At 42.9% G+C, this 26,427-nt stretch carries 30 protein-coding genes, 1 tRNA gene and 1 pseudogene; 19 read left to right on the forward strand and 13 right to left on the reverse strand.

All coding sequences use genetic code 11. The annotated features are described in order from the left end of the window. Positions 1-14: 14 nt before the first annotated feature. Positions 15-173: an asparagine synthase gene (locus tag AB4114_RS08145; RefSeq protein ID WP_441988007.1), complete on the reverse strand. Its 159-nt coding sequence runs from the start codon at positions 171-173 to the stop codon at positions 15-17. A 207-nt stretch (positions 174-380) separates the two neighbouring features. On the opposite strand from AB4114_RS08145, the gene AB4114_RS08150 reads away from it, so the two are divergent. Continuing rightward, a complete protein-coding gene (locus tag AB4114_RS08150; RefSeq protein ID WP_441988008.1) occupies positions 381-908 on the forward strand; it encodes a hypothetical protein in 528 nt (175 codons plus the stop codon). A 307-nt stretch (positions 909-1,215) separates the two neighbouring features. Then, complete coding sequence (locus AB4114_RS08155) at positions 1,216-2,115, forward strand: SDR family oxidoreductase (protein WP_441988009.1); 900 nt, start codon at positions 1,216-1,218, stop codon at positions 2,113-2,115. A 153-nt stretch (positions 2,116-2,268) separates the two neighbouring features. Here the strand turns inward: AB4114_RS08155 and AB4114_RS08160 are convergent, their stop codons facing one another. Both AB4114_RS08160 and AB4114_RS08165 read right to left on the reverse strand, forming a co-directional pair. Next, positions 2,269-3,423: a PQQ-dependent sugar dehydrogenase gene (locus AB4114_RS08160; RefSeq protein ID WP_441988010.1), complete on the reverse strand. Its 1,155-nt coding sequence runs from the start codon at positions 3,421-3,423 to the stop codon at positions 2,269-2,271. A 26-nt stretch (positions 3,424-3,449) separates the two neighbouring features. Then, positions 3,450-3,935, reverse strand: a complete 486-nt coding sequence (locus tag AB4114_RS08165; protein ID WP_441988011.1) for a CBO0543 family protein — start codon at positions 3,933-3,935, stop codon at positions 3,450-3,452. Between the two features lie 183 nt (positions 3,936-4,118). Here AB4114_RS08165 and AB4114_RS08170 point away from each other — a divergent pair, with 183 nt between their 5' ends. Next, positions 4,119-4,880, forward strand: coding sequence for a metallophosphoesterase (locus tag AB4114_RS08170; protein ID WP_441988012.1), 762 nt, complete (start codon positions 4,119-4,121; stop codon positions 4,878-4,880). A gap of 509 nt (positions 4,881-5,389) precedes the next feature. Here the strand turns inward: AB4114_RS08170 and AB4114_RS08175 are convergent. Continuing rightward, on the reverse strand, positions 5,390-5,707 hold the full coding sequence (locus tag AB4114_RS08175) for a type II toxin-antitoxin system RelE/ParE family toxin (protein WP_441988013.1): 318 nt from the start codon (positions 5,705-5,707) through the stop codon (positions 5,390-5,392). After that, positions 5,704-5,967, reverse strand: a complete 264-nt coding sequence (locus tag AB4114_RS08180) for a type II toxin-antitoxin system Phd/YefM family antitoxin (RefSeq protein ID WP_441988014.1) — start codon at positions 5,965-5,967, stop codon at positions 5,704-5,706. Before AB4114_RS08180 ends, AB4114_RS08175 begins: the two co-directional genes overlap by 4 nt. Before the next feature lie 105 nt (positions 5,968-6,072). Here AB4114_RS08180 and AB4114_RS08185 point away from each other — a divergent pair. After that, positions 6,073-6,805, forward strand: a pseudogene (locus AB4114_RS08185) (Rpn family recombination-promoting nuclease/putative transposase); the annotation flags it as partial. A 136-nt stretch (positions 6,806-6,941) separates the two neighbouring features. Here AB4114_RS08185 and AB4114_RS08190 read toward each other — a convergent pair. Beyond that, positions 6,942-7,070, reverse strand: a complete 129-nt coding sequence (locus AB4114_RS08190) for a hypothetical protein (RefSeq protein ID WP_441988015.1) — start codon at positions 7,068-7,070, stop codon at positions 6,942-6,944. A 499-nt stretch (positions 7,071-7,569) separates the two neighbouring features. Between AB4114_RS08190 and AB4114_RS08195 the strand changes: the two genes are divergently transcribed. From AB4114_RS08195 to AB4114_RS08205, 3 genes are all read left to right on the forward strand, one after another. Beyond that, positions 7,570-8,094: a hypothetical protein gene (locus tag AB4114_RS08195; protein ID WP_441988016.1), complete on the forward strand. Its 525-nt coding sequence runs from the start codon at positions 7,570-7,572 to the stop codon at positions 8,092-8,094. 137 nt (positions 8,095-8,231) lie between these two features. Then, positions 8,232-8,417, forward strand: a complete 186-nt coding sequence (locus AB4114_RS08200; RefSeq protein WP_441988017.1) for a hypothetical protein — start codon at positions 8,232-8,234, stop codon at positions 8,415-8,417. A 305-nt stretch (positions 8,418-8,722) separates the two neighbouring features. Continuing rightward, a complete protein-coding gene (locus AB4114_RS08205) occupies positions 8,723-9,520 on the forward strand; it encodes a hypothetical protein (RefSeq protein WP_441988018.1) in 798 nt (265 codons plus the stop codon). 361 nt (positions 9,521-9,881) lie between these two features. On the opposite strand, the gene AB4114_RS08210 is transcribed toward AB4114_RS08205, so the two are convergent. Next, positions 9,882-9,954 (reverse strand) — tRNA-Ala (locus AB4114_RS08210). 209 nt (positions 9,955-10,163) lie between these two features. On the opposite strand from AB4114_RS08210, the gene AB4114_RS08215 reads away from it, so the two are divergent. The 3 genes from AB4114_RS08215 (at position 10,164) to AB4114_RS08225 (ending at position 13,047) form a co-directional block, all read left to right on the forward strand. Beyond that, positions 10,164-10,451, forward strand: coding sequence for a hypothetical protein (locus AB4114_RS08215; protein ID WP_171633970.1), 288 nt, complete (start codon positions 10,164-10,166; stop codon positions 10,449-10,451). Between the two features lie 19 nt (positions 10,452-10,470). Continuing rightward, positions 10,471-10,989, forward strand: coding sequence for a VanZ family protein (locus tag AB4114_RS08220; protein WP_441988019.1), 519 nt, complete (start codon positions 10,471-10,473; stop codon positions 10,987-10,989). 240 nt (positions 10,990-11,229) lie between these two features. Further along, entirely contained in the window at positions 11,230-13,047 is a 1,818-nt protein-coding gene (locus AB4114_RS08225; protein WP_441988020.1) for an ABC transporter substrate-binding protein, read from the forward strand. A 17-nt stretch (positions 13,048-13,064) separates the two neighbouring features. Here AB4114_RS08225 and AB4114_RS08230 read toward each other — a convergent pair whose 3' ends face one another. Further along, positions 13,065-13,328 (reverse strand): hypothetical protein, encoded by a 264-nt coding sequence (locus AB4114_RS08230; protein WP_441988021.1) that lies wholly within the window; start codon positions 13,326-13,328, stop codon positions 13,065-13,067. Positions 13,329-13,485: 157 nt separating this feature from the next. Here AB4114_RS08230 and AB4114_RS08235 point away from each other — a divergent pair, with 157 nt between their 5' ends. Next, positions 13,486-14,151: a tetratricopeptide repeat protein gene (locus AB4114_RS08235; protein ID WP_441988022.1), complete on the forward strand. Its 666-nt coding sequence runs from the start codon at positions 13,486-13,488 to the stop codon at positions 14,149-14,151. A gap of 11 nt (positions 14,152-14,162) precedes the next feature. Here AB4114_RS08235 and AB4114_RS08240 read toward each other — a convergent pair whose 3' ends face one another. Next, complete coding sequence (locus tag AB4114_RS08240; protein WP_441988023.1) at positions 14,163-15,233, reverse strand: acyltransferase; 1,071 nt, start codon at positions 15,231-15,233, stop codon at positions 14,163-14,165. A gap of 266 nt (positions 15,234-15,499) precedes the next feature. On the opposite strand from AB4114_RS08240, the gene AB4114_RS08245 reads away from it, so the two are divergent. The 3 genes from AB4114_RS08245 to AB4114_RS08255 all read left to right on the forward strand — a co-directional run bounded on the left by AB4114_RS08245 (position 15,500) and on the right by AB4114_RS08255 (position 18,230). Then, positions 15,500-15,931 (forward strand): DUF86 domain-containing protein, encoded by a 432-nt coding sequence (locus tag AB4114_RS08245; RefSeq protein WP_441988024.1) that lies wholly within the window; start codon positions 15,500-15,502, stop codon positions 15,929-15,931. 47 nt (positions 15,932-15,978) lie between these two features. Further along, complete coding sequence (locus tag AB4114_RS08250) at positions 15,979-16,647, forward strand: helix-turn-helix transcriptional regulator (protein WP_441988025.1); 669 nt, start codon at positions 15,979-15,981, stop codon at positions 16,645-16,647. A gap of 329 nt (positions 16,648-16,976) precedes the next feature. Next, positions 16,977-18,230 (forward strand): S1C family serine protease, encoded by a 1,254-nt coding sequence (locus AB4114_RS08255; RefSeq protein WP_441988026.1) that lies wholly within the window; start codon positions 16,977-16,979, stop codon positions 18,228-18,230. 83 nt (positions 18,231-18,313) lie between these two features. Here AB4114_RS08255 and AB4114_RS08260 read toward each other — a convergent pair whose 3' ends face one another. After that, positions 18,314-19,945, reverse strand: coding sequence for an S-layer homology domain-containing protein (locus tag AB4114_RS08260; protein ID WP_441988027.1), 1,632 nt, complete (start codon positions 19,943-19,945; stop codon positions 18,314-18,316). Positions 19,946-20,169: 224 nt separating this feature from the next. Beyond that, the gene (locus tag AB4114_RS08265; protein ID WP_441988028.1) at positions 20,170-20,805 is read right to left on the reverse strand and encodes a bifunctional 4-hydroxy-2-oxoglutarate aldolase/2-dehydro-3-deoxy-phosphogluconate aldolase; all 636 of its coding nucleotides are present in this window, start codon (positions 20,803-20,805) and stop codon (positions 20,170-20,172) included. A 180-nt stretch (positions 20,806-20,985) separates the two neighbouring features. Here AB4114_RS08265 and AB4114_RS08270 point away from each other — a divergent pair, with 180 nt between their 5' ends. Together AB4114_RS08270 and AB4114_RS08275 are read left to right on the forward strand one after the other, a co-directional pair. Beyond that, on the forward strand, positions 20,986-21,432 hold the full coding sequence (locus tag AB4114_RS08270) for a DUF948 domain-containing protein (protein ID WP_441988029.1): 447 nt from the start codon (positions 20,986-20,988) through the stop codon (positions 21,430-21,432). Positions 21,433-21,446: 14 nt separating this feature from the next. Further along, complete coding sequence (locus AB4114_RS08275) at positions 21,447-21,812, forward strand: YtxH domain-containing protein (RefSeq protein ID WP_441988030.1); 366 nt, start codon at positions 21,447-21,449, stop codon at positions 21,810-21,812. Between the two features lie 53 nt (positions 21,813-21,865). Here the strand turns inward: AB4114_RS08275 and AB4114_RS08280 are convergent, their stop codons facing one another. Continuing rightward, complete coding sequence (locus AB4114_RS08280; RefSeq protein ID WP_441988031.1) at positions 21,866-22,990, reverse strand: phosphodiester glycosidase family protein; 1,125 nt, start codon at positions 22,988-22,990, stop codon at positions 21,866-21,868. A 117-nt stretch (positions 22,991-23,107) separates the two neighbouring features. After that, positions 23,108-23,770, reverse strand: a complete 663-nt coding sequence (locus AB4114_RS08285) for a helix-turn-helix domain-containing protein (RefSeq protein ID WP_441988032.1) — start codon at positions 23,768-23,770, stop codon at positions 23,108-23,110. Between the two features lie 205 nt (positions 23,771-23,975). Between AB4114_RS08285 and AB4114_RS08290 the strand changes: the two genes are divergently transcribed. From AB4114_RS08290 to racE, 3 genes are all read left to right on the forward strand, one after another. Then, complete coding sequence (locus AB4114_RS08290; RefSeq protein ID WP_376769523.1) at positions 23,976-24,398, forward strand: disulfide oxidoreductase; 423 nt, start codon at positions 23,976-23,978, stop codon at positions 24,396-24,398. An 89-nt stretch (positions 24,399-24,487) separates the two neighbouring features. Then, complete coding sequence (locus AB4114_RS08295) at positions 24,488-25,480, forward strand: polysaccharide deacetylase family protein (protein ID WP_441988033.1); 993 nt, start codon at positions 24,488-24,490, stop codon at positions 25,478-25,480. Positions 25,481-25,593: 113 nt separating this feature from the next. Continuing rightward, entirely contained in the window at positions 25,594-26,403 is an 810-nt protein-coding gene (racE, locus tag AB4114_RS08300) for a glutamate racemase (protein WP_441988034.1), read from the forward strand. The last annotated feature ends 24 nt before the right edge of the window (positions 26,404-26,427 follow it).

A 26,427-nucleotide genomic window follows, 5' to 3' on the forward strand; every position in this document is an offset into this window, starting at 1 on the left:
TTAGTCTTACCAACCTAACGATGTTCCACCAAATCAATTGCTCCAAGAATCACATGAGCAACGCCGAAGCCAAGCACACCAACACCAAGAAGCTTATACTTGCTTTTTAGCATAGTAGCACCAGATGCAGAAACGACAGTTCCAAGAACAGTAGGAATCAATCCCTCGCGCATGAACATCACTCCTCCAAGTTTGTTTGGGTTAGGCAAGACATCTTAGTTTGTATCAAAGTCATTAATATATGCAGGATGGACGAATTAATGGAACATAATCGCATCATAACTGAGTAGAAACAGACATTGGCAGGTTATTCCATAACAGCTACCATGTGAGGAGGAATAAGTGATCACAACCTTCACACAAAAAGGAGATACACATCCATGTCTCATTTTCCAACAAAAGGTTCACAAGGTGTACGGTTCATGTTTACGACGGATAACCAGATAGAAAGTGTTGCGGTTGCAGGGACTTTTAACAATTGGAATGGCGATAGGAACTTTATGTATAAAACGGAGGGGGAGAATGTCTGGGAGCTTGAACTTCCGATTCCGAAGGGGAGGCATCTCTATAAATTCGTTGTGAACGGGGATGATTGGATACTTGATCCCCAGAATCCGAGTGTATCGGAAGATGGGCAAAATAATTCAGCGATCACAGTGACGGAACATGGCGATGTTCTGCTTAGAACAAGTGACATATCAGTGGAACAGCCGGGTTATATGTATGAAAATTATACGGCGCTCCCAAGCCCAGATTGGATTAAGAAAGACGATAGCCTGGTAGATGAGGATGATATCCATGATTGGAAAAATGTGATCTATCAAACAGGGACGGGCAACTACCGGTTAGCGGAGGACTCTTCTGAGCTGTGGCTGGAAGGTTACGAGAGTGTTATTTTTAGAAAATAGCTATTTCGAGGGGTTTTTCTTTATGCTCAGAGGACTACCGAGGCTCCAAGGGCACTGCGGTATTCTAGGAACGCATATGTTCAGCCATCTTGAATCTGAAACACATATCGTTATGAATTTTGGTTCAAGTACGTCAATTGTGCGGAGCTAGAGAGCTTTAATAGAAGTAGTAATGACGTTGAAAAGGATACGAGTATTGGCGTAGACGATATGCGCGAAGAACATGGAATGGCGATGCAGAGAGTAAGGGACCATTCATCGACTAGGTGAATATCATGGATCAACATACGAAAATGGAGGTCCACCAATGATTCCGATCTACCCTTACTACAGCCAAGAAACGAAATGCAAGCAGGTACCCATTACGTTCCCACCCCAGCATCAAGACCAACAGCCTGGGCTGGAATATATAATGAACCCTATTCCCATATCGGATAACCCCGCATACAAGGGGAGTGAGAAATTGTCAGGCAAAGTTGCCATTATTACAGGTGGGGACAGTGGTATTGGACGTGCGGTAGCGATTGGATTTGCCAAAGAGGGTGCAGACGTAGCTATTGTCTATCTGTACGAACGTGAAGACGCAGTCGCGACCAAGCAGATGGTAGAGCAATACGGTGGTCGTTGTTTGTTGATCGAAGGCGATCTTCGCCATCCGGACTTCTCTATGGAAATAGTCCAAAAAACCTTGGAGTGTTATGGGAAAATCAACGTATTAGTATTAAATCAAGGTGTCCAATTCCCTCAGAAAAGCATTATGGACATCACGAACGAACAGTTGGAAGATACGTATCGTACCAATATTTTCCCTCACTTTAATTTGACAAAAGCAGCACTTCCTTACCTGCACCCCGGAAGCGCGATCATTAGTACAGCCTCTGTTACTGCCTATGCTGGAGCACCATTACTGGTTGATTATTCATCAACGAAAGGAGCTGTGGTATCCTTTACGCGCTCTTTGTCCCTTCAACTAGTAGAGCGTGGAATTCGGGTAAACGCAGTGGCACCAGGTCCCATCTGGACACCATTAATCGTATCTAGCTATTCAGCTGAATATGTGAAAACCTTTGGACTAGAAACGCCAATGAAGCGAGCTGGTCAACCGTTCGAATTGGCTCCTACCTACATTTATTTAGCTTCGGATGACTCCTCTTTCGTTACAGGTCAAGTTCTCCATGTAAATGGAGGTATTATGACAGAGACCTAACAACCTAAAATGCACACGAAGGGTTGACTAAAACCCTCATGATCTCATGGGGGTTTCTGAGTTGAGCATTTGGATGGAGGATGGGCATTGTGCCTATCCTTCTTCTCGATAAGCTTTGGGAGACTTCAAGATTTAAATTTTGATCGGCTATAATTAAACGATTTTCATGATCTTTCCATCTTGTGTGGACAGGTAAAGCTCGCCTGCCGCGTCCGTACCGAAGGAAGCAATATTCAAACCGGATGCTAGTAAAATTCGGTTCTTGATTGTTCCGTCACTTTGTTGAGATAATGCCCAAATGTTCCCCGTACCATAATCTGCGTACACGTACCAGCCGATAAGCTCGGGGAGTTTCGTGCCCCTATACACATAACCTCCGGTAATGGATACGCCTTGATCACGACCATAGGTAAACAGCGGTTGCTCTAAGCCAGTCTTATTGCAACCTTCTTTTGGTTCGTAGCATTCAAATCCTTCTTGAATATGCCACCCATAGTTTTTACCTTTTTCAATGAGATTAATTTCTTCGAATCGATTCTGGCCAACATCGGCTGCCCAAAGCTTTCCTGTTACGGTATCGAAACTGAATCGCCATGGATTCCGCAGTCCGTAGGCATAGATTTCCTTTGCCCCTTTGCCAATAAAAGGATTGTCAGCTGGAATTGCATAAAGAAGCCCATTGGCTGGCTTGTCGACGTCGATACGAAGTATTTTGCCTAGCAGGGACTGAAGGTTTTGACTATTATTCTGAGGATCCCCGCTGCTGCCACCGTCTCCCGTCGCTATGTACAAATAACCATCTGGACCGAAAGCAAGTTGCCCGCCATTGTGATTCGGGTAGGGCTGCTTAATGGTAAGGAGCACTTGCTCACTGTTTGGATCCAGTAAAGAGGGATTGTTAGGAAGCGTGTTGTAGCGAGCGATGATTGTATGGGTCTCCGTCGTGTAGTTCATATAGGCCAACGTTGGATCCTTCGGATGGAAGGCTAGTCCTAGCAAGCCTTGTTCGTTTCCACTATCATTGACGCGACCCGTAATATCGAGCATAAGTGCGGGCTTTTCCTTCGGCTTATCCAAGTTCACGCTGAGGATCCTACCAGGCTGCTCTACGATATACAGGAGTTGTGGTGAGTTAACGCGATGCTCAAGTCCAACGGGATGGTCAAAGTTATTTGGCTCGAAAATAGGAGTCAGGGAAATGCTGCTCGATGTCGTGGAGGAAGGTTCGGAATCTGTGGACCAGAAGCATGCAGGTAGTACAAGTAGTAGGATTAAGCTCATACATGCAAGGTTATAACGCTTATTCATAATCGATCTCCTTCATGAAGACGACGTTAATGATCTTCTTCGGCGTGCATTTTCTTCATTTTCTTAAAAAACCATAGGTAATACCAATAGGATAATAATAACGTGATCGTTATCGTGATGAAACTCAGATACCATGTCCAATTTAAGTATTTTATTAAATCGGTGTTCTTTTCTAGTAAAACCTCGACTACTGTCATGATGGATGGGAAACTAAGTGTATACATCGTTTTAATCAGCCATGATTTATTACGAGGGAAGTGAACGTTGAAAATGGCACTTATAGCTGGGAAAACAAAGTATTCAAAGGTAAAACTTGCTTTATAGACAACGCTAAGAAAACCAACAGGGTATTCTATTAATCTTCCCTTAACAACTAATGTACCGAATAACCAAGTTGGGACTTGCATGAACATGAAACTTAATTGCGCTCTTAATAAATTCTTTCTTCTTATGAAAATAACTAAGAAAATTGCTGTCACGATCCACACGGAATAGAGAATAATCGTATCCATAGTTCAATCTCTCCTAATTATATACTAAATTAAATTATAGTCATAACTAGGACTTGTTAATCACGGATGCTCGGAAACCAGTAGCCGATTATGCTCGTGAAATAAAAAAAAGGGATATTCCAGATTACCTTGAATACATATTACTTCATCAAAATGAATCTTGTATGTGAGGAGAATGGTGAAATGATCTTTGTATACATAGTGATTCTAGTCCTATTGGTTTATATTCTTTTCATCTTACCTACACAATGGCTAAAAATTGAACGGATTAGCTATCCGCTGGATTTAAATTTAAAAATCCTACAGATTAGTGACTTGCATGTAGAACGATTAAGAATAAGTCCTACAAAACTAACTACAATTATCAATAATGAAAAACCAAACCTTATTTGTATTACGGGTGATTTTACCAAACAACGTAAAAGTCTCTTCAAATTAGAAAAGTATCTAAGAGCTATGACTATTGGTCAAATACCGATATATTGCGTACTCGGCAATCATGATTATCAGCAAAAAAATGTCATGGATGTAATCAAACTATTAAGGAAGTATGGCTTACATGTATTAAGAAATGAAACGGTGCATCTAGATCAAATCGAACTAATTGGCATTGATGATTTTGATTCAGGCAAGAGCAATATAGAAAAATCCTTTCAAAAAGTTGATCAAACTAAAACAAAAGTCATTATTACGCACGATCCGAATATCGTTCTAGATTTAAATAAGTCATACGACTATTTAATGGCTGGACATCTGCATGGCAAACAATTTAATCTGCCATTTTTATTTAGAATAAAAGACGCGGGTAAATTGCCTCGCATGGGGATATATAAGGGTCTACATAAGAATCAATATGGGGTTTACTACATTTCTAAGGGAATCGGGCAGACGGGTATTAATGCAAGATTTTTAGTTCGAAGTGAGGTAACGATGCATTATTTGTAGGTTGGGAGAATAAAAAGACAAATCAACCAGAGTTATGGCTGATTTGTCTTTTAATTTTTGGAGCCAAGTGCTCGATTGTAAAATTCACCCTTACATAAAGGAAAATCCTATACACCGACAAAGAAGGGAAAAGAGAAATGAGCTTACAAGAAAGTGCCTTATAGGCTTAGTAGACCAACAGTTGGGGGGTTATCTAGCCCTAAGTGAGGTAAAAATTGGATATTAGAGGAGGAAAGCACGACGCTACTCACGAAAGTTGGAAAGGTGTACAAATATTTATCTGATTACGGAAAAGACCCTGACTATATTGAAGATGAATTAGAGGACTGGCAAAACGATTTAGAGAAATATATCGCTTTGAAACTATTGTAGAGGAACTATGAAAGAGACAGTTTAGGACTGAAATAGCACACGTGCAGAACAACACAAATTTCAAGAGGCGCGAACCCCTGACCACATCGCTGCTAGCGATGCATTCTCCCGAGTGAGGAGGTTACATTACCAATAGTTTAGAGCAAGCTGCTCCAGTGCCTTTTCCCGTAAAGAATCCGAATAATTGTAACGGTTTCTTCTTTCTCCGAGATGACATAGAACACGATGTATGAGTCCACAAGTAAATGTCGAATGCCGCTCGCTGCTAATCTCTCATCGTGGACTAATCCGTTTCTGAAAGGCATTTGCTCCAATTGAGAAGCGGCTTCAGCGATTCTGCCAATGATTTTTCTCGCAGTCGTCGGGTCCATTAATTCGTTGGCAATATAGTCAGCGATGTCTCGTAGATCTGCTTCTGCCAGCTCAGTGATTTCTAAACGATATTTTGGAATCACTCCGAAATTCCCTTCTGAATGTCTGCTATTGCCTCATGAAAAGGACGTACTTTCAGCTTTTTCATTGCATCCATACCTTCATCCAGAAGCTGATACAGTTCGAATTTTCCAACCAACTTTTCGTATGTTTCAATACTCATTACAGCAAGATCACCGTGGCCATTCTTCGTAATATAGACAGGTTCATCATATTTATGGCAAATTTCAGATATCTCGTTGTAATGATTTCTTAAGTCCGAGCTCGGTCGAATCGTGGGCATATTCATTCTCCTTCCGTGCATATAGCGTTATTTTATCAAAATAACGATACATACTCAAGGGCAATAAACCAAATGGTATGAACGGGATGTCCGAATCCTGATGAGAAACCACCTACTGAAATCGTACTCATGAATCCATACACAGATAAAGATTCTCCTCAAGATAAGCAATCCATATTTGGACATCCAAGCTAAAACTGTAGAAAGCAAACTTATAAATATTGAAATGCAGCTTTTTAACCGATATGACAATGAGTAGCGTACATTGTATTATTGGAGTAAGCACTATGCGAGCCAGCTTGAAGAGGGACAGTCATAAAAGAAGCTAAAGAAGTGCATCACCATTAATATTCTTAACTTCTCCATCGTACCTAATGAACGTTATCATAATGTTTTTCATTTGCGGGAGGATTATAGTGGCATCCCATTAACGGACGATCTGGAGATTCATTTTCTGGAACTCTCCAAACTGAATCAAATTAGGACAACAACTTCCAGCGGATTATTAAATTGGTTGCTTTTTCATAAAAGTGACAATACAGAAAATTGGGAGGTGCTAAAGATACAGGAACCTGAGCTTGGCAAAGTAATGACTGTGTTGAAATTTCTCAGTCAAGACGCTGAATTTCGGCGACTTTATGAAATGAGACAAAAGGCTTTGCATGACGAAGCTTCGTCTATTGAGGGTGCGAGAGAAGAAGGGGAAAAACAAGGAGAGTTAAAAGGCAAACTTGAAGTAGCTACTAAAATGCTTGAAAAAGGAATAGACATGGTGTCCATTTCGGAATTAACAGGGCATCCAATTGACGAACTAAAGAAAATCAATCAAGCTCATTAACTAATAACGACTGTCAGGGGGAATTTGCCTTGGCAGTCTTTTTCTATGGTATTCTGAATGTTACCGAATTGTCATCTTGGTAATGAAATGAGATATGAAAATGCATTTGATGGAGCCTGATGAGGATGCCTTTGATTTACATCCCAACCAAGGGATGTCCGAATCCTGATTTAAATGGCTGACGAAGCAACTCGAAGAGGACTTTTAGCGGTGGATTCAGACGCAGTGCTTCTAAACTTGAAGTATTCCTTCGAAGTTTATTCATCCGCTCCCTCCGCGCGTGCGAACCTTATAGGGGTTCTCTCCACAATGGCTCCAAGAACGAAAAAAAGAACATGTCCGATGCTCCAAAGGGGTGCTTGTTTATTCCTAGCGTATTTCTGACATTACTATTCTATGGTAAAATATCTTCTAAAACTGGTGAAATAAAAAGCCTGAATCAGGATATTTGCGTCACTTTTCGGATCCAGTAGCATTTGAGTACGTCACAGTTCTAGTATTTGATGCGTTCATTTTCTGAAAACGAAACAAAGCTAGAAACAGCAATAATTTGAGCTTTCTTAGCGAGTGCAACAGAACTACAGTTATGTAGTACTCAATTGGCCTTTTTGGGGTGTCTGAGGGCTCTATTAATTATGCTTTGATTAATAGTGCCCCTAAAAAAATGGTGACCACTCAAATATCAAACTCAATTATCTGAAATGATATGTTTACAATCCTCGTCCTATATATGAAAATGGTAATAAAAAAAGTGGGGGACAACTTTGTATCTTGCACAAATAACAAAATACATGGCAGTTAGTTTGTTGATTTTATCCTTTTTAAATTACTTTGAGCTCCTAGTTTTACCAACAGCTTATTTAATGGGATTTGCACTTTCAGCATTAACATTCACATTTATTGATTTGTTGGACTACAATGTTGCTCAATCGAATGATCCGTTTAAATTTCGTAGGTTGAAAGATTTCTTGTATTTTATAGCAGTTTCTTTTTTTATGGTTATTCCTTTCTTGAATATTAAGTGGGTTCAGTCGGTAATTGAGAATGTTAACGACATGACAGTTCTCTTAAGTGTTAGCATAATATTTTATGTTAACAGCTTGAAACATAAAAAAATGGTTTCTGAACAACTTGAAAGAATAATTAGTACTTATATTCAAGATTTTTTAGGATCGGATGAACATAAAAGAGTAGTTGAAGAGGCAGTTCAAGATAGTATTAAGAAAATGAATATTAAAGAGACTACTCTTGCTGCTATCCAGGAATACAAGAATTCACACGGAGAATGATGGTGGTGGTGGAGTTTAAGTGGCGAAACCTATGGTCACGAGGAAATTCACTCAAATATCAATTTAATTCGACCAAATAATAGTTTACAAACTTCCTCCTGTGATGGAAAATGTAGGATAAAGGGGGTGGAAAATATATGTCAAAAGCATTTTACGAAGTTGCAGCAGAGGTCGTTCAAGAGGTGTTCAGAGCACGGAGTCAAGCGATAGCTGGTGTCGAGCATCTTCCGTCGAAGAAGGAACTAATAGAAAAATATTTAAGTGATGAAGCTGTTGTGGCTACATATGATGTTGTTACTAAAGCAATTAAAGAGAATTATTAGTAGATTGAGTACCTCTAATAGGGGTACCTTTTTATTTGCATAATCAGTGTATATATGGATAAAAATCGTGTTAACAACAGTAAACTTCGCGAATGTTCAAAAATATGAAAACCTAATAATAATGCGGTACCTCAGCGTTTTGCATAAATGATGCATAATTACCTAATTCTTATTAAGGGTATAGTTGAAAAGCGACATAGCTGGAGATTTAGAATCAGTGGGGTAATAACTCGGAAAAATGTTCCAATTTAGGGTGAAAGGTGATAATCTCATTTTATTAATATAAAAAGGGGATTATCACTGAAATGGGAACAATGGATTTTATTAATCAGGGTTGGATTGGATCTTTCATAGGAGCGCTTAGTATCATATTTTCCATAGTATTCTATAAATTTACGCGTGTTAAAAATCAACTCTCTTATAAAACAAGCTTTATTAGACTTATCGGAAAAAGGAAGTCTTTATCTGATGACGTAGATATTTTGTATAAAGGGATTAGCATACCCAGGCTTACAAAAAGCCATTTAGTTTTTTGGAATTCTGGTACTACCACAGTTAATGGCATTGACATTATTAAAGATGATAGGATTAGACTTGAATTCTCTGAAGGCACGCAAATTCTTAGAGCGAATATTATTAAAGAGAATCGCAGAATCAATAAATTATCTGTTCAAATCGATGTAGATTGTTCAAATATAGTTAATCTTAATTTCGATTATTTAGACCCTAATGACGGCGCTGTAATAGAATTACTTCATACGGATCAAAAAAAGTATCCTCTTATTAAAGGAACCATTAAAGGAATTCCAAAAGGTATTATTGATCGTGGGAGAATAAATGATCTTAACGAGAAAACAACATCATTTCGTATTAGTGGATTCAATCTAACATTGAATAACTCTTCTAGGTTAGGAGTGATAATCTTCTTTGGTTCTGTTTCAATTTTAGCCCCAGTTCTTAGCAACGAAATGGCAGCACCATTAAAGTGGTTTTTTATTATTCTTGGATTATTTTATGTTCTTATTATTTGTGCCTATTTATGGATTGATAGAAAGAGTTCTTATCCTAAAACATTGAGGATATATGATTTGGATCTAGAGTAGAAACAAATTAGTTGGTTACAATCTGAAATAATGAAGTAGCACCGGTAACCGGTGCTTTCTTTAATTGTATAAAACAAGTGGAATTACTTCAATCGGAGTGCCTAGCGGTTTTCTGTACTATATGGAGCCTAGGGGGATGCCACCACTTGCACGGCACCCCCTAGAAGGGATGTCCGAATCTTTATTTAAATAGCTGACGAAGCGAACTCGATGAGGACTTTTAGCGGTGGATTCAGACGCCGTGCTCCTCCGCTACGCTTCGTCCGCGCGGGCGAACCCCTCAGGGGTTCTCACCCCCATACGGCTTCAAGAACGAAAAAAAGAACATGTCTGATGACATGTTCTTTTTATTTCGTTCGTATGGAGCCTAGGGGGATCGAACCCCTGACCTCATCGCTGCCAGCGATGCGCTCTCCCAGCTGAGCTAAGGCCCCGTGATGTCGCTTACAAACGTCGACTTTTTGTATTATACATGAATATATCGCGGCAGGCAATACCTGTCATTCAGGATTTTTCTAGCTTATGTGCATCTTAGATGCTGTATGTCGATTCTGTTGCAAACGGGGGTCGAACGTTGTTTTCGTCCGTAATTTCATGCTAACCTAGTAATATAAACTAGTTGAACGTTTGGGAGTGACGTAGAGTGTCAAACGCAGTATTGTATTGGATTTACTTGGGTATCGCTTTCGTAGTGCCGTTTGTGATTGGTGTTCTTTTGATGCGAAAAACGAACCGTTTAGGGTTCTCCTTTTGGATCACGACGGCGTTAAATATTGTGCTGACGGGTCTTGCAGCTTTGTGGTGGAAGTCTGTCACGACAGATCAGTTTCAGATGATGTTTGGGATGGCGTTTTATGGTGTATCCGCAGTGAATTTAATGGTTATTGAATTTTTTGCCCTATTCAGTATTCGCAAAAAAATGAATCCGTGAGAGAGAGAAAGGGGCCGTTATGCCGAAGTTAACACGATCGAAGACGGTATTCTACGTGTTCCTAGTGGCAGCCATTCTATGGATGGCTTTCATCTATATGAAATCTGCCGAGCCATACCAGCAGCAGAGCTTGAAGCCATACTTGGAATCGAAATTTTCCACTGAAAAGTTGAAAGAACATATCCCCAAAGTGAAGTTTACCTATGATCATCAAGTGATTTCATGGCAAGATCCCATTAATTTGATTGAATTCTTCATAAGAAAAGCAGGGCACGTTAGCGAATACGCTGTGCTTGCCCTGCTTTGGTCAATAGCTTTACTTGCAAAACCTGTCAGAATGAACATAGCTTTGATCAGCTCCTTCCTAATCTCATTGCTGTACGCAATGACAGATGAGTGGCATCAATCGTTCGTGAAGGACCGAACGGGGCACGGCATCGATGTAGTCGTCGACGGAGTTGGTATTCTGTGTGCGCTCATTCTGATTGTCGTGGTGGTTTCCATACGTAATCGAATTAATTCCAGAAGAATAAGCTAGTTAGAAGGACGTAGACTTTTCTTTTTTTAACGGATTGCCATTTCCAATGCTCGCGGGACTGGCTTTCCAAATCTTGCTGTTGCCACTCCATTAATTTCTCTGAAACATAGAGGTCTGTTGGTTGCATTTGAGGTTCACTTTCCTTTCTTTTCCTGATACGTTTAGTTTACGCTAGAATAAGGGGAACAAAAAGAGTATAATTCACTTCAATGATTTCCCCTTTTAGAAAGGACGTTGAAGATGCAGCTACTTACTCATTTTCTGGAGCTACGTGCGGGTTTTGAGCATGGTGTTGAGCATAAACCGCAGCCCATTACATTAGAAGAATTAGCGGACAGATTATATTGCTCGACACGGAATGTAAAGATTTTATTGAAAAAGATGAGTGATCAGAATTGGATTTCCTGGAAACCTGGCCGGGGGAGAGGGAACATCTCAGAGCTTACTTTTTTGGTCTCATCGGAAGACATGATCTCGAATCAAGCGATGGCGCTTGCCAATCGAGGCGATTATTTAGGCACGATTGAGCTGATTCATCAACTAGGCAAGGGAGAGGCACTTCAGGACTCCTTTATCGAGTGGTTGTTCAGCTTTTTTGGCTATCGTACGGTTGAGCATGAGGAGCGGTTTAAGGATACATTACGCGTGCCTGTTTACAAATGGTTGGTGACGCTGGATCCTGCTCACACCTTTTTTGCGTTTGATTTTCATCTAGTGAGTCAAATTTTCGATACCCTCATACGTTATAATCCACAGACAAGGGTGATCGAGCCGCACTTGGCTCATTATTGGGAAATTAGTGAGAATGGCTTGTATTATACGTTTTATTTGCGAAAAGGCGTGCTGTTCCATCATGGCAGAGAGATGACAGCGTATGATGTAAGTTACTCTTTGTCGCGATTAAAGAAGCTTGGTCAGGCTGCCACGCAAGGTTGGATGACCGAAAGCATTGAGACGATTACAGTACTGAATCGAAGTTCGATTGCTATTGAATTAAGCCAGCCGAATGTGCTGTTTCTTCAACAGCTGGCTCATACCTCGATGGCGATTGTTCCCGAGGAAATATGCCGGGATAATGAATCAATTTTTGGGCGAATGCCCATTGGGACGGGGCCGTTCAGGCTGGAGAGAAACGATGATTACATTTGCAAGCTGCGAGCGTTTGATAGTTATTTCGGTGTGAGGCCGCATATGGATCTCATCGAATTCTGGCTGCTGCCTTCGGATCTGCAGGAATCAACACCAAGCTATGATAAGATCCAAGTGTATCGTGGCCAATCGAATTCGAGTAAGCCGGTAGGCGCCATTGATAAAGATTCAGAATGGCATCAAATTGAACAAACCATAATGGGGTGCAGTTTACTAACGTTTAATCGCAATAAAAGAGGGCCGCAGTACCATCCTAACTTTCGTAAAGCGGTGGATTTGGTCATAGATCGTGAGCGTATGATTGGTGAGCTGGGTGGTTTTCGAGAAGCGCCCGCAAGCAGTTTTATTCCGACAATGGAGCCGCTAGTGAGGTCTAGGACGGATTTTGAAGAAGCCAAGCGTTTGCTAAATGAAATGGGCTACAACGGCGAGACGTTACATATGTATGTCTATCGGAATAACAATGAGGATGCCATGTGGATTTGCCGGCAGTGTGCGCAGATTGGGATTCCCATCGAGATCACGATTCGGAGTGAGTCCGACATGACAAAGATGGACACCATTGACGAAGCCGATCTTATTTTTTATCACATTTGCATGGAAAGCAATTATGACCTTCATATCATCCAAACATTGAAACAAAGCAATAGCTATGTGCGCGCACATTTGAATGAAGAACGGCTGGCGTGGGTGGATTCGAATATGGAGGGGATTCTGAGTAATCCGAGCCTAGATGAGCGTATTTGTGGCTTACATCAATTGATTGCCGAGCTTCAGGAGGAGAAATCGTTTCTTTTCGTCCTTCATCGCTCCCAACAAACGACGTATCATGACTCGATTAAAGGGGTAACAATCAACGATTTAGGCTGGATTGATTTCCGTGAAATTTGGTTTACACCAAGTGTTTGATAAACAAAAAAACGACCTTACGGTCGTCTAGGAGCAGGTGGCTCAAAGCGGTGTTCCATCGCAACCCAGCGTCCATTTGCAACGAAAAAGCCGATGAATGCGAATACGATTAATCGAATAGGAATCCAAGCGGAATTAATGGATTGAAAGCTAATATATTCAAGTAAGGTCGTGAGGATTGCAGCGCAGATACCCCAAGGTACAATCCCGAACATAATTAAATATCTAGAGCGGCCTAGTTTCTTTCTCTTCAGCCATATAGCCTTATGCGAATCTTTCATGTCAAAGCTCCCTTTTTTCTTTCTAGTATAGCACTGCTGGCGAAAAATCTCGAATGGTAGAAACTCCTTCCCTTTACGCCCTTTTTTTCTTACGGAAGGGGTAAACATAATCAGCATAATATGGTAGTATAAGGAAGTTGAAAAGGGGGAGTACACCATGCTTATCAAAATACTATTATTTGGATTGCTCTGGCGGATCGTTGGTAATCCGTTTCTAGCGTTACTTATTTTACTTGTCATTCTGTATGTGTTGGACAGAAGATACGTTGGCATCCTGCCGAATATTTGGAGACCGTTTCAGTTGAATCGAAGAGCATCACGTCTGCGAATTGATCTTCATGCGAACCCGCACAATACGTCAGCGAAGCTGGACTTGGCGCGCATTCTGATTGAACGCAAAAAATATCAAGAAGCGCTGCCTTATTTGGAACAAACACTACCAATCATGCAGGAATCTGCCGACGTTCATTATGAAATTGGACTATGTCTTCTGAAACTTGGCCGAATAGACGAGGGTGAATCCTTTATGCTGAAAGCGATCGAACTCAATCCTCGTGTAAAATATGGCGAAGCCTATCTGCGCCTCGGCGAGGCTTTGGCTCCCCTTGCGCCGAAGCGTGCGGCGCAGTTTATTGAACAATTCCGCGACCTGCACTCTTCCTCGGTCGAGGCTTACTACCGACTCGGCCAGCTGTACCAGCAGCTCGGCCGCCAGGAAGACGCCAAGCGCGCGTATCGCGAGGCGCTGGACATTTACCGCGGCTTGCCTCGCTACAGCCGCAGACAGCAGCGGCGCTGGGCCTGGCTAGCGCGCATGAAATAGAAAGGTTCCGCTCATCTGCGAGCGGAACCTTTTTGTACTGCGCGAGCGTAGCCGCGCGTGAGCAGTAAAGCACCCAGCAGCCCGATAAGTACGGCTGCTGCGGTGTGCACATCATAGAGCCAAAGGCGCCCAGGCGCTGGCTCTGGCTCTGGCGTAACGCGATCCCACAGGGTGAGAATCGCGGGATGCACGAGATAGATGCCGAAGGAGGCTGCGCCTAAGGCAGATAAGAAGGCGCTGAAGCGTGAGCCGCGCCCTATCTGGTTGCGCGCCCACGGCACACAGACGAGTGGGATGGTCAGGCAATAAGCGAGCAGAGCTAGCTCGAACCACGTATTTTCGATCATAGCGAGACCATATTGCTGAAGCAGGAGCATGCCGACATAAGCGCCACCAGCTACATAGACGGCGATCCCTATCCACCTTTTGTAACGAATCGCCCAAGTCACTAACGTTGGATAATAGATGCCCATGAAGGCACCGAAACAGAAAGTAGCCGTATAGCTTAAGCATAACGTCGCATACTCAGGCAGCGGGATTACCCAATGATGAAAGGTATAGGATGCCGCTTGAATGCCGATACCTAGAGGAATCAGGCCGCGACGCAGCCACGCGTAACGTTTGATCGCAGCAATCATCAAGGGGAACAGCGCATAGAACTGAACGATAATGACGATGTAATAGAGATGATAGCTCGCATTGCCCGAGAGGAGCAATTTAAATAGATGAAACGCATCAACATCTATCGTGCCATGAAACATGATTTGGTTATACAAATAATAGAATATGGACCAAATGATATAAGGAATTAATATCTTGTGCAGTCTTTTTGTCCAAAAAACACGTGCCATCTTGGGCTCCCAACGGTCATAATACGAATAAAACAAGACGAGACCGCTAATCCAGATAAACAAAGGAACCGTAAACAAACTAGCTTTGTTCAGGATGAAAAAGAAAGCCTGGGAGCCTGTCCCAACAGGAAGTTGAGTGGCGCTAGAGGTACCATGAATAAGTACGACAGCAAAGATGGCAAGCGCGCGTACGATGTCGATTTCTGACAGCTTGGGCTTAGATAACATCATGCAAATTCTCCTTTTTTCTCTCGTTTCACTGTAACATGATCCCCATAGGAGGACAATGGTTATAGGAATGAAAGCCCGATTAGCTTGACGCTCTCACCTACCCGAGATAAACTGTTGATAGCATGTAAAGAGATCAATCAAGAGGGTGAATGAACGTGAGTTATGAATATTTGATGCAGGCGGTTTTGCTCATATTTTTGGTTATTATCACTTTTTTTGCGATGTTGGTATGGACGAAATGGCGAAAAAGAGGACGGAGATAGACCATGTATTTTATTAATCATGAACAAATTGATGGGCGCATTCAGTTTCTGTCGGTACTCGCTGAGGCGAGTCAGCAATTAGAGGCGCAATGGACACAAGGTAAGCAGGATCTGACTTGGCAGCTTTCGCAAGAACGAGTACTTCATTTGGCGATCGAAACCGTGACGGATATTGGGAGCTTGCTCATTGATGCTTTTATATTAAGAGATGCAAGCAGCTATGAAGACATCGTAGAAATCGTACATGGAGAAGGGGCTTATTCAGAGTCTTTGACGGAGACGTTGCTGCAATTAGTGAAGCTGCGCAAGCCGCTAGTACAGGACTTTGTAGAATGGCCTCGCCAAGACTTGCATCCATTAATACCGAAACTCCCAGCGGCTTTTGAGGAATTCGCGGCATCCGTTCGCGCATTTATCAAAAGTGAATTGGCATAACATACATAAGTGTTTCATAATTTACTTATTGCCTGTGATGCTGTAAAATGAGACCTAAACGAGTTCCGAGGGCAGGTGAGAGCGTGAATCAAATACTAGAAACATCGACGCGTAAAGTGATTCTTTCTATGCTCAAAACGCAGGGACCGTTAAGTGTACAAGATATGGCTAAACAACTTGGCATCACAGAGATGGCCGTTAGACGACATATTCATTCGATGGAGAAGGATGATTTGCTCGAGGCTAAGCTCGTAAGGCAAGCTATGGGACGTCCTACAAGTGTGTATACCTTAGCGCCTCAGGCTGACGAATTATTTCCCAAGAAATATTCGCAGTTAACTTTGGATTTATTAGACGAGTTGTTAGAAGACGAAGGTCAAGATAAAATCGAACGGCTCTTTGAAGGTAGACAGGGGAAGCTCGAAGCTCGCTATCAGTCAAGGATGCAAGCCAAGAGCTTAGAAGATCGTGTGGCTGAATTAGCGCACATTCAGAATGAGAATGGCTACATGGTTGACTGGTCCCCGCAAGGTGATGATGCTTATATCTTTAATGAGCATAACTGCCCCATTGCGAAGGTGGCCAACACCTTTCAGCAGGCATGCCAGTGTGAGTTAGCGCTGTTCCGTAATTTGCTCGATGCCCAAGTAGAACGTACAGAGTGTCTCGCCAAAGGTGCTAATAAATGTGTGTATATCATACGTCAAAATAAATAGCTTCGAAAAAGAAGTTAAGCAGACAGTCTGCTTAACTTCTTTTTTTGTGCGCGCTGGGCGCTAGCGCCACCTCTACAGCTCCATTCCATGCTGTAACGTCAGAAATCGACTTGTACGCCTCTCCATAGTCAATTGGAGCACCGTAAGTCGAAAAAATCGACTTACAGTGCTCACCATAGTCACCTGGAGCTGTGCAACACTCTTCAGCATACTTTCAGCTAACATTCATACAGCTATCAGCCCAGTTTAAGTCTCGCTTCAGGTTAGCGTTCTATACTTGATCTATCAGCAAGACAACACAATGATAGCAATCGAGAGGCGGTAATCGTATGAATCAAGATATGAACAATAACGTGAACTTGAATGATATAAAAGTGGAGCGTAAACCAAGCAACTCGAGAGTAAAGCCAATTTTTGCAGCTTTTATGGCGGGTGCGGTTGTCGTTGGTGGATTGATGTTTACTTCGGACAAATTGAACCTCTTTGGCTATGATACGCAAACTGTGCAGTCCAGCGCCACCGCGGCTTCAGCAGCGAACTCAGCTGCAGCTGGTGTTCAAACGGCATCGTTGAACAATTTGGGAACCAATAGTATTTCCCAAATTACGAAAGCGTCGAGTCCAGCCATCGTCAAAATTGAAACGAAAGTCAAGCAAACAAGCACATCAGGCTCGCGAAGAAATTCGCAGCAGCAAGGAACGCAAAGTGGAGATACGATTGAGAATGGGATCGGTTCTGGTTTCATTTTTGAAGATAGCGGCTATATCTTAACGAATGAGCATGTCATTGACGGAGCAGACGAAATCGATGTTTACGTACAAGGTTATGATACCCCATTTAAGGCAACGCTACTTGGCAGCAGCTATGATTTAGATTTGGCTGTACTCAAAATTCAAGGAGACAAAGCTTTTCCAACACTGAAAATCGGGGATTCAAATGCAGCTGAAGTAGGAGAGTGGGTTGTTGCGATTGGGAATCCATATGACTTCGATTATTCCGTTACAACAGGCGTATTAAGCGCTAAAGAACGTGAAATCAGCATTGATGATGAGCAGGGGACACGTAATTACAAGCATTTGTTACAAACGGATACGGCCATTAACCCTGGTAACTCCGGTGGGCCGCTGTTGAATTTGAATGGTGAAGTCATTGGGATTAATACGGCTGTTAATGCCGAAGCACAGGGAATGGGCTTTGCGATCCCGGCAAGCACCATCAGCTCAGTCGTAGATAAATTGAAAAACAATGAAACTATTCCGAAAGATCCAGCACCCTACATTGGCGTAGCGTTGCAAAATATTACGGATGACATGCTGCAGGATTTGCAAATTAATAGCACCAATGGAGTGGTCGTTGCTGAAGTACAGCAAGGTTCGCCAGCGTTCAAAGCAGGAATTCGCCAGTTTGATGTCATTACGGAAGTGAACGGTAAAGGAATTGCGAATACGGAGGAACTAACGAAAGCGGTCCAAGCCGCTGCTGTTGGGGATGCTTTGAAGGTGAAAATTTCGCGCGATGGTCAAACGAAGGACGTATCCGTCGAAGTTGGAGATAAAAATGCAGTTGCCGCCTATCAAAGTTAAACAGCCCACGAAAATGCCTTAATAAAAAAGGAGCCGCGATTACTCGCGAGCTCCGTTTTCTCATACATGGGCGTACGTAAAGATTAATTAATGAAACCAGCTTTACTTAGGAATCGTTTCAGCATAGCAGCGGCCTCTGCGCGAGTCGCTTGGTTGCTAGGGCCGAGTGTTGTCTCCGTCAAGCCATTGATAATCCCAGCGTCGATAGCGGTAGCCATTTCTTTTTGTGCCCAAATGATGTGGTCAGAATCGCTGAATTTGTTTAACAACGCGAGTTGCTGCGAGTCAGAAATCGCTGATTTCAGTCCTGCATAGTTCATAGTGCGTACAATCATAGCGGTAAGCTCTTCACGAGTGATCTGAGCATTTGGCTTAAATGAGCCGTCTTCATATCCATCAATGATGCCTGCTTTAGCTGCAGTTGCAACGGTCGTAGCGTACCAATCGGAAGCTTGGACATCGCTGAATGATGATGTTGAAGTTTCCAGGTTTAAACCTAAGGAACGAACAGCCAGAGCAGCAAATTCAGCACGTGTAATATTTAGATCAGGAGCAAATGTTGTATCTGTCATCCCATCAATCACGAGTTTATTGGCAAGGAGACTTACATCATCCTTAGACCAGTGGGAGACAGTATCTGTAAAGATTTTGTCCATTTCGACTACTGTGTAGATGCTATTGTCGTTACGCTTCAGTGTGGCAACTGTTTTGCCATCTTTAACATCGAAGATTGCAGGAACAAAGCTTAGCTTCTTCGTTGTCTCGTTGAAGAGAACGCCAGTAACCATCTTGGAATCTACAGCATTTGAAATGTTAAGGGAGCGAGAGACATACGTTTTTCCAAAATCAATAGCCGTTGTTTTGCCATCTGGACCTACAGCAATGACATTAAAATCTACGGCATCTGTGATAGCTTTAGCACCGATTGCAGCGGCAGCAGTAGTTACCGCAGTAGCGGAATCACCGGTAAGCTTTGTAATACCTACTTTGATCTTCAAATCCTTCACGGCAATACCAAGCGATTTGGCCAAAGCATTCAAATCTAGGATAGAAAGAGGAAGCATATAAGTTCCGTTATCTGACATTACAGTAATCATAGAGCCCGATTTGCCAACAGCATCAACTAAAGCAGCTGCTGGAATAAGGGCGATGTCTCCGAATAGTTTGAGTTCAACGTTCGCACTTGAAGCTAGCGCAGTCTTCAGACTATCCTCGTTAACTTCACCGTTACTAGGTACACTAATGCTAGTCCCAGTTACTGGTGGTATCCAACCTCCACCCCCGCCATAACCGCCGCCACAGTTAATCGTGCATCCCGGTACATCAGGATTGGCATCCGTCGCATATACACGGCTAGAAACCGTAGAATTATATTCACCTTCTAAATAAACGGCGTCATATACGTTAGCTGTTATACCTGTATTGAACGTGAAATTGTAGTAAGTAACTCCACCTACGGTCGTTATATTGGTGTAATCAGACATGTAGGTCTTCTTTATCAGACTACTATTAGGAGCATACATATTTAGATAGACAGCTCCAGATACATTGTCATAAACGTCACTATAAACGGTTGCTGTAACATTCCCTGTCGTCTTGTCGTATGTGTACGACTTGATGCCTAGCGTTGCACCATACGCAATCACAGGTACTAGAATAGAAACGAACATGAATAGAGCTAAAACTCGAGAAACTTTTCCAGTTATTGATTTCACACGGAATGCACTCCTTTTTCTCTCTATTTGATTTTCACTGAACTGATCGTCTCTCATAAACGATGGATTCACCTCCTATGTTGATAGACTTCGAGAGTTTAGGTTCTATTTGAGTCCGTCACTTGGAAATTTGTCCCAATAATGTCCCCTATCAGAGCTAATTAGTCCACGCAGCTGCAAAAAAAACGGAGCCGCGATCACTCGCGAACTCCTTTTTCTCCTTCTCATGCACGCGACGCCGCGAGCAATTGAACCGCCTTTTCCGTGATCCAGCCGAAATTGCCGGCTTCGATTTCCTTCAGGTTGATGAGGGAGCCACCAATGCCTAGTCCATAGCAGCCGATGCTCAAAAATTGCTTGATATTGCCTTCGGTTACGCCACCGACAGCCATCATTGGGATGTGATCCAATGGCCCCATCAATTCCTTAATGTAGGGTAAGCCTAAGCTTGCACTTGGAAATATTTTAACGGCGGTCGCACCGGCTTTCCATGCTTTCACAACTTCGGTCGGCGTCATCGCACCAGGGAAGATCGGGATGCCCTCTTGCTTCGACCAGCGGATGACCTCCTCATCCAAATTCGGAGTGACCAGGAAAGCTGCCCCGGCAGCAATAGCTTGTTTGGCGTCCTCCAGATCCAGCACAGTGCCTGCTCCAATGAACATGTGATCTCCCCATTGCTTTTGAAGGTTAGAGATCATAGTGAGCGCATCAGGTGTGTTTAGCGTTACTTCCATAACGGTGATCCCACCTTGATGAAGTGCTTCAGCAACAGATAGTATGTGTGCCTCCTGAACGCCCCGAACGATTGCCACGATGCGTGTGCGTTCAATTTCTTGTAAGCCTTGTTCTCGGTTCATTTGTCGATTCTCCCAACTCAAATACCACGTTTTTGTTATTTATTATGACAGGTTCCTGAAATTTTTCCAATCCGTTTGTGTCAAAACAAGCCCTACCTACCTATACTGTAGTAATTCATAGGCATTCGTCTAGAAGCCTCATCAGCCCTCACAGCTTTCAGCTCATAGGAGGTGACCTACATGACATGGAGTGAGATCAGTATCGTCAGCTTGGCAGTTGCTTGTTTAGTGCTCATTGTCTTTACCGTTCGCATGTTTAATACGGCTACGCGAACGCTTCGCTTGTTAGGGGATACGGTTATTGAAGTTAAGCAGCAAATTGTCCATACGACAGAGCATGCGGAGAATCTAATGACGCAATTAGGGCAGCTTACGGAAGAGGTACATTTGCAAGTCCTTGCTTTAGAGCCAAGTATTCAATCGGTTGAAAAGGCAGGGAAAGCTGTCGGCGAAGTTGCTTCGACGCTGCGCAAAGCCTCACGCATGATGAATGATTCCTTACTAGGTGCGGAAAAGGTCGTACATACGCATCAGAATCGTATTCACGACATCATGGAATGGGCAACGACAGGGTATGAGCTATGGCAGAGATGGCAGGCGCAGCGGAGTGCGAAATCAGATCATTAAGGAGTGGATATCACATGTCCAATGGAAAAAAAGGTAAAGATCTTCTCATCGGTGCAGTCGTAGGCGGTTTAGTTGGGGCTGCAGCAGCGCTGCTGTTCGCACCGAAATCAGGTCGTGAGCTACGAAGTGATATTGCAGAAGGAGCTACTGTGGTTAGCGACAAAACCGTGCAACTGGCCACTACAGTTAGTCAAAAAACGCAAGCAGCTGCAAAAACAGTGAGTACGACAACTGCGGATCTCGTTGGTAAAGCCAAGGACACAGCAGCAAGTGTTGTCGAGACCGTTCGCTCTTGGAAAGATTCGCAATCTGAGGATGATATTCAAGACGAGATCGCAGCATCGGAAGCCGCAGAAGATTTGGTCATCGTAGGCCGATAGAATGATAAACAAAGAAGCAGAGCGCTCCTTCGAGGAGTACTCTGCTTCTTTGTTTACCATTTGGAAGGATCAATTTTACTAATATCGAGTCCTTCCCAAACATTCTTAATATCAGCGGTCTCAGGATGATCGAAAAGCAACCATGCGGTAGGGAGATAGCGTTCACCGTATTCACTTGAAGGTTTATTAATAATAGCATTATTGTGGACCAGCACGGTTGATGCGCCACCATCCAGGTTCGCCGCGGTAATTGCACCATGCGCTAAGAAAATTTCCTGCACATCATAGAGCGTTGCACCAATACTGTGCGTTTGTCTGCCATCAATGATGGCGAATAGAATCGCTCCGTCCTTCGTTTGAGCCATGCACGTTCGCGGTGCGATGCCCCAGCCATCTGCTTGACTTTTGACTTGGCCAACACCGTTCACGATGAAACGAGGACTGAAGGAGACGGCTTCTTGAACACCCATTTCAAGCAGTTCAGATACTTTGTATTTTCCTGAAATCATTCGGCCTTGCTTATCGATCCCTACGATCTGTACGGTACCGTTCATACCTTTGTCATTGTAGAAGATTTTGCCTCCGGAGATGACAACTCCTTCGGGTTGAAAGCCATTGCCTTCCCAGTTCGGGTCAATAAATCCACCGCCATTCACACCGAGGATCGCTCCGGTACGTTTGACCATTGAGGACACTTTTTCCCCTTTACCTGCTTTCTCTGGTACTGCTATGCGAAGCTTGGTAGGGTCTGAAATGGTTACAAGCTTACCTTTGAAATTGGGACCCGAAATATTCTCGATAGTTACTAAATCTTTTTTTACTGGAGCTACGACTTCGGTAGGTGTGTAGGACGGCACAGGTGCGAGTTCGACAAGTCCTAAATCCTTCTCGGTACCCATTTCGTCAAAGCTTTTCGTATACGCGGCTACACGTTTCTGCAACTCGGATGTGCCAATTAAATATTTGGCCCAATCCCGATGCTGAGTGGTGATGATGGTATCCGCCATCATGAAACGCAAGCTCGACCCCGAAGCAGTCAGGAAAAACCAACTTAATCCTAAGATTGCTAGAATGGTGATCGTAAGGACTGTATACGACAAAAAGCGTATTCCTGTAGAACGTTTGCGCTTTGCGCGGGCTTGCAAGGTAGTCTGGGCGGTTGTTTGTTGAACAGCCATGCTTAGGCATCTATCCTCTCTAACGCTAATCAAGTCCACACTGTCAACTAATAAGACGAAAAGAAAGGAGAATAAGTTTCAGATTTCCCTGAAATTTTCTCCTTTTTTGTAAAATGCTTAATTTTGTCGTTGAAGTGAGGCGAGTAGAGAGTCATTTATCGTACTTTTATCAAATTGATATTCCAGATCGTTCCCTGCATGATAGGCGACACTGCGTAGAATAAGATCATGGTATTTCTTCTGGCGCAGGGCAGCAATCGTTACGCTCAGGCTCACACCTAATGGATCGAAATAAAGTTTACCTGCTTGTGCATCATATTTCTTAACGTGAGACAAATTGACGAATAGATCCGTATCCATTTTCTTAAACCCTTGATCTTCTAATTGGTCTAAGAATAGACTGAAATCTAAGAGTGATTGCATGGGTATCGTGCGATTACCGATCCGAGTATGATACGTCATTTCGGTAGATCCAATTTCTATAAAAAGGATGTCTTCTAGGGGCAGAGTTAACGGTGTCGATTGACTATCTTGGTTAACTTTTTCGAGATATCCAGCTTTTTCCATGAGATCTGTATACGAAAACTTATAGGCATCCGACAGTTTTTTTAACGTGACAGGGGATGGTTTAATCTTTTCATTCGTCGAACGGTTACGCTCTAATTCTAAATCTCGAATATAGGCATGGGACAGGCCACTCTTGTTCGCTGCTTCACGTAAGGACATCTTTCCACGTAAGCTCTCCAAAAATTTACCGAATCCTTCAAATTGCTTCATCATAGGAATCCCTCCATATGTTAATTGTAATTGAATTGGCTCAAAATAGAAACGTTTATAGCACTTATTGGTACTAATTACCTGAGTAGAATGTGAACATCTTATATGATTCGTAAGTAAATTGCGAATTTGGTAGGTCGCGAGAATCAATCCCGTGACTTCTTACTTCTATTTTTTTATAATAGGGGAGTAGAAAGGGGACGATTTCATCATGTTAAAAAAATGGCTGAGAGACAACGGCATGCATATCTCATGGCTAGTTGCCTTAATTGCGACGCTAGGAAGCTTATATTTTTCGGAAATTTTGCATTTTGCACCCTGTAAACTTTGCTGGTATCAGCGAATTCTTATGTATCCATTGGTCGTCATTCTAGGCATTGCAGCCGTTCGTAGAGATTACAAAATAACCATCTACGTGTTGCCGTTAACGATTTGGGGAGCTTGCATCTCCATCTATCATGTTTTATTACAAATGGGTGTTTTCAAAGAAACGGGTACAGGTTGCGGTCCCATTGCTTGTGATACCGATTATTTAAACTGGCTTGGATTTATTACAATTCCGATGCTGGCTGGAACAGCGTTTATCCTACTTACTGTTCTACAATACTTGACTTATCGCGCTACAAAATAACTCCCAAAATCAATCGTTAGGCAGGTAAATTGTCATTCACTGTCGAATAAGATGGATGAAGAATCCATTTCTATCTCGAGGTGTATCTCATGATTAAACATACCCATAAAGCTGCACTGCTGATCATATTGAGTGTTTCGTTGGTCGGTTGTGCAGATATAAGCCTAACTGCCCCTGTCGGCACGGAAGCGGCTGCCAAAGCCAGTCCAGTTATTTCCCCTAGATTTTCGCCAACACCATCTCCTACGCAAACGGTTAAACCATCGCCGACAACGGCACCAACACCAATACCTCAGACAACGACAGTACCAAGTGCATCACCAGCTACACCGACGCCTAGTGCGACACCTAAAGCCACACCTGAACCTGCTAAAACGAAACCTTTACCCGCAGATCGGACTCCGTATTCTTGGTACTATATGAAGAAAAAAACAGGGCAAGTTCCTGATTTTCCGCATGAAACCAAATCCTTTACCAGTGACCAGAAAGCAGTCTGGGTTGGGACCGGGAAAAAAGTCTATTTAACGATTGATGCAGGAGGACCGCTCATTGAGGTTGATCTCATGCTGAAATCACTCAAAGAGAACAATGTGAAAGCGAACTTTTTTATCACAGGAAACAACATCAAGAAGAACCCGGATTATTTGAAAAGAATTGTGGCAGACGGTCATTATGTTGCGAACCATACGATGACACATACTGATTTTAATGATTTGACGGATGATCAGATCCGCAAGGAAATTAAGGATTTTGAAGTCGTGTATAAGCAAATCACTGGTAAAGAGGTCGGGAACTATTTCCGTTTCCCTTATGGGCACTATAATGCTCATAATTTAAGTCTTGTTTCTGAAATGGGCTATACGTCTGTGTTCTGGTCTACAGCCATGCGTGATTGGGAGCCTAGAGCGAATGGAGCTGAGGATCCCTACAACGATATTATGAATAATTTGCATGACGGCAATGTGATTCTGATGCATCAAGGGTCGGTTGAGAACATGCAGGCGCTGGATCGTATTTGTAAAGAAATCAAAAAGAGAGGGTATGAATTCGGACTTGTAACCGAGCTTCAGCCGAAAAAGTAAAGAAGATTAGGTCTAAATCTGTGTAGTACTCTTGGTACCTTTAAGCTTGGCCGCACATATCCTAACCATGTGGTTTATATCAATTCATCAACCGGCAAAGGAAGCGGATATGTGTGCAGCAAGCGATAGCCGTACTGGACTCCGGAGTCGGAGGGTTAACTGTTGTAAAAGAAGTTATGAAACAGCTGCCGCATGAAAAGGTCATTTATTTTGGAGATACAGCCAGGAGCCCCTACGGCCCCCGACCTGCTAGTGAAGTTCGTCACTTTACTCGTCAAATTGTAGACTACTTACTTCAGTTTAATCCCAAAATGATTGTGATTGCCTGTAATACGGCGACTGCTGTCGCGATTGAAGACATACGCGCGCGCGTCTCGATTCCTGTCGTAGGCGTGATTTCACCAGGAGCTAGAGCAGCAATCAAAATGACTCGAAGCGGTAGGATCGGTGTCATTGGCACGGATGGAACGATTCGCAGCCAAGCGTATGAAACCGCGCTGAGGCAGATTTCGCCAGATATTCATGTATATAGTGAGGCATGTCCGTTACTAGCTCCATTTGTTGAGAGAGGACTTTTTAGTAGTGATCGTACGCATTCCATCGTGGAGCAATCCCTGAGTCCCTTGAAAGATAAGCCGATTGATTGCTTAATTCTGGGATGTACCCATTACCCGTTTCTGATGGAATCCATTTCACAAGTTATGGGGCCTGAAGTGACATTAATTTCTTCGGCCGAAGAGACAGCCAGAGACATAAGTACAATCCTTTCTCAGAGAGGCATGCAAACGAAATCCAATGAAATACCGATTCATCAGTTTTTCTGCAGTGGTACGCCAACTGTGTTTCGGCAGATTGCGGAGAATTGGCTCAAGGATTATATTGCCTTCATGCCTGTCGTGTGGCAAGTGCCGAGTATTATTTAAGTGATGCAAATAGACCCTTTCGGG

The sequence above is a fragment of the Paenibacillus sp. 2RAB27 genome (genome assembly GCF_052115445.1).
Classification (GTDB): Bacteria; Bacillota; Bacilli; order Paenibacillales; family NBRC-103111; genus Paenibacillus_E.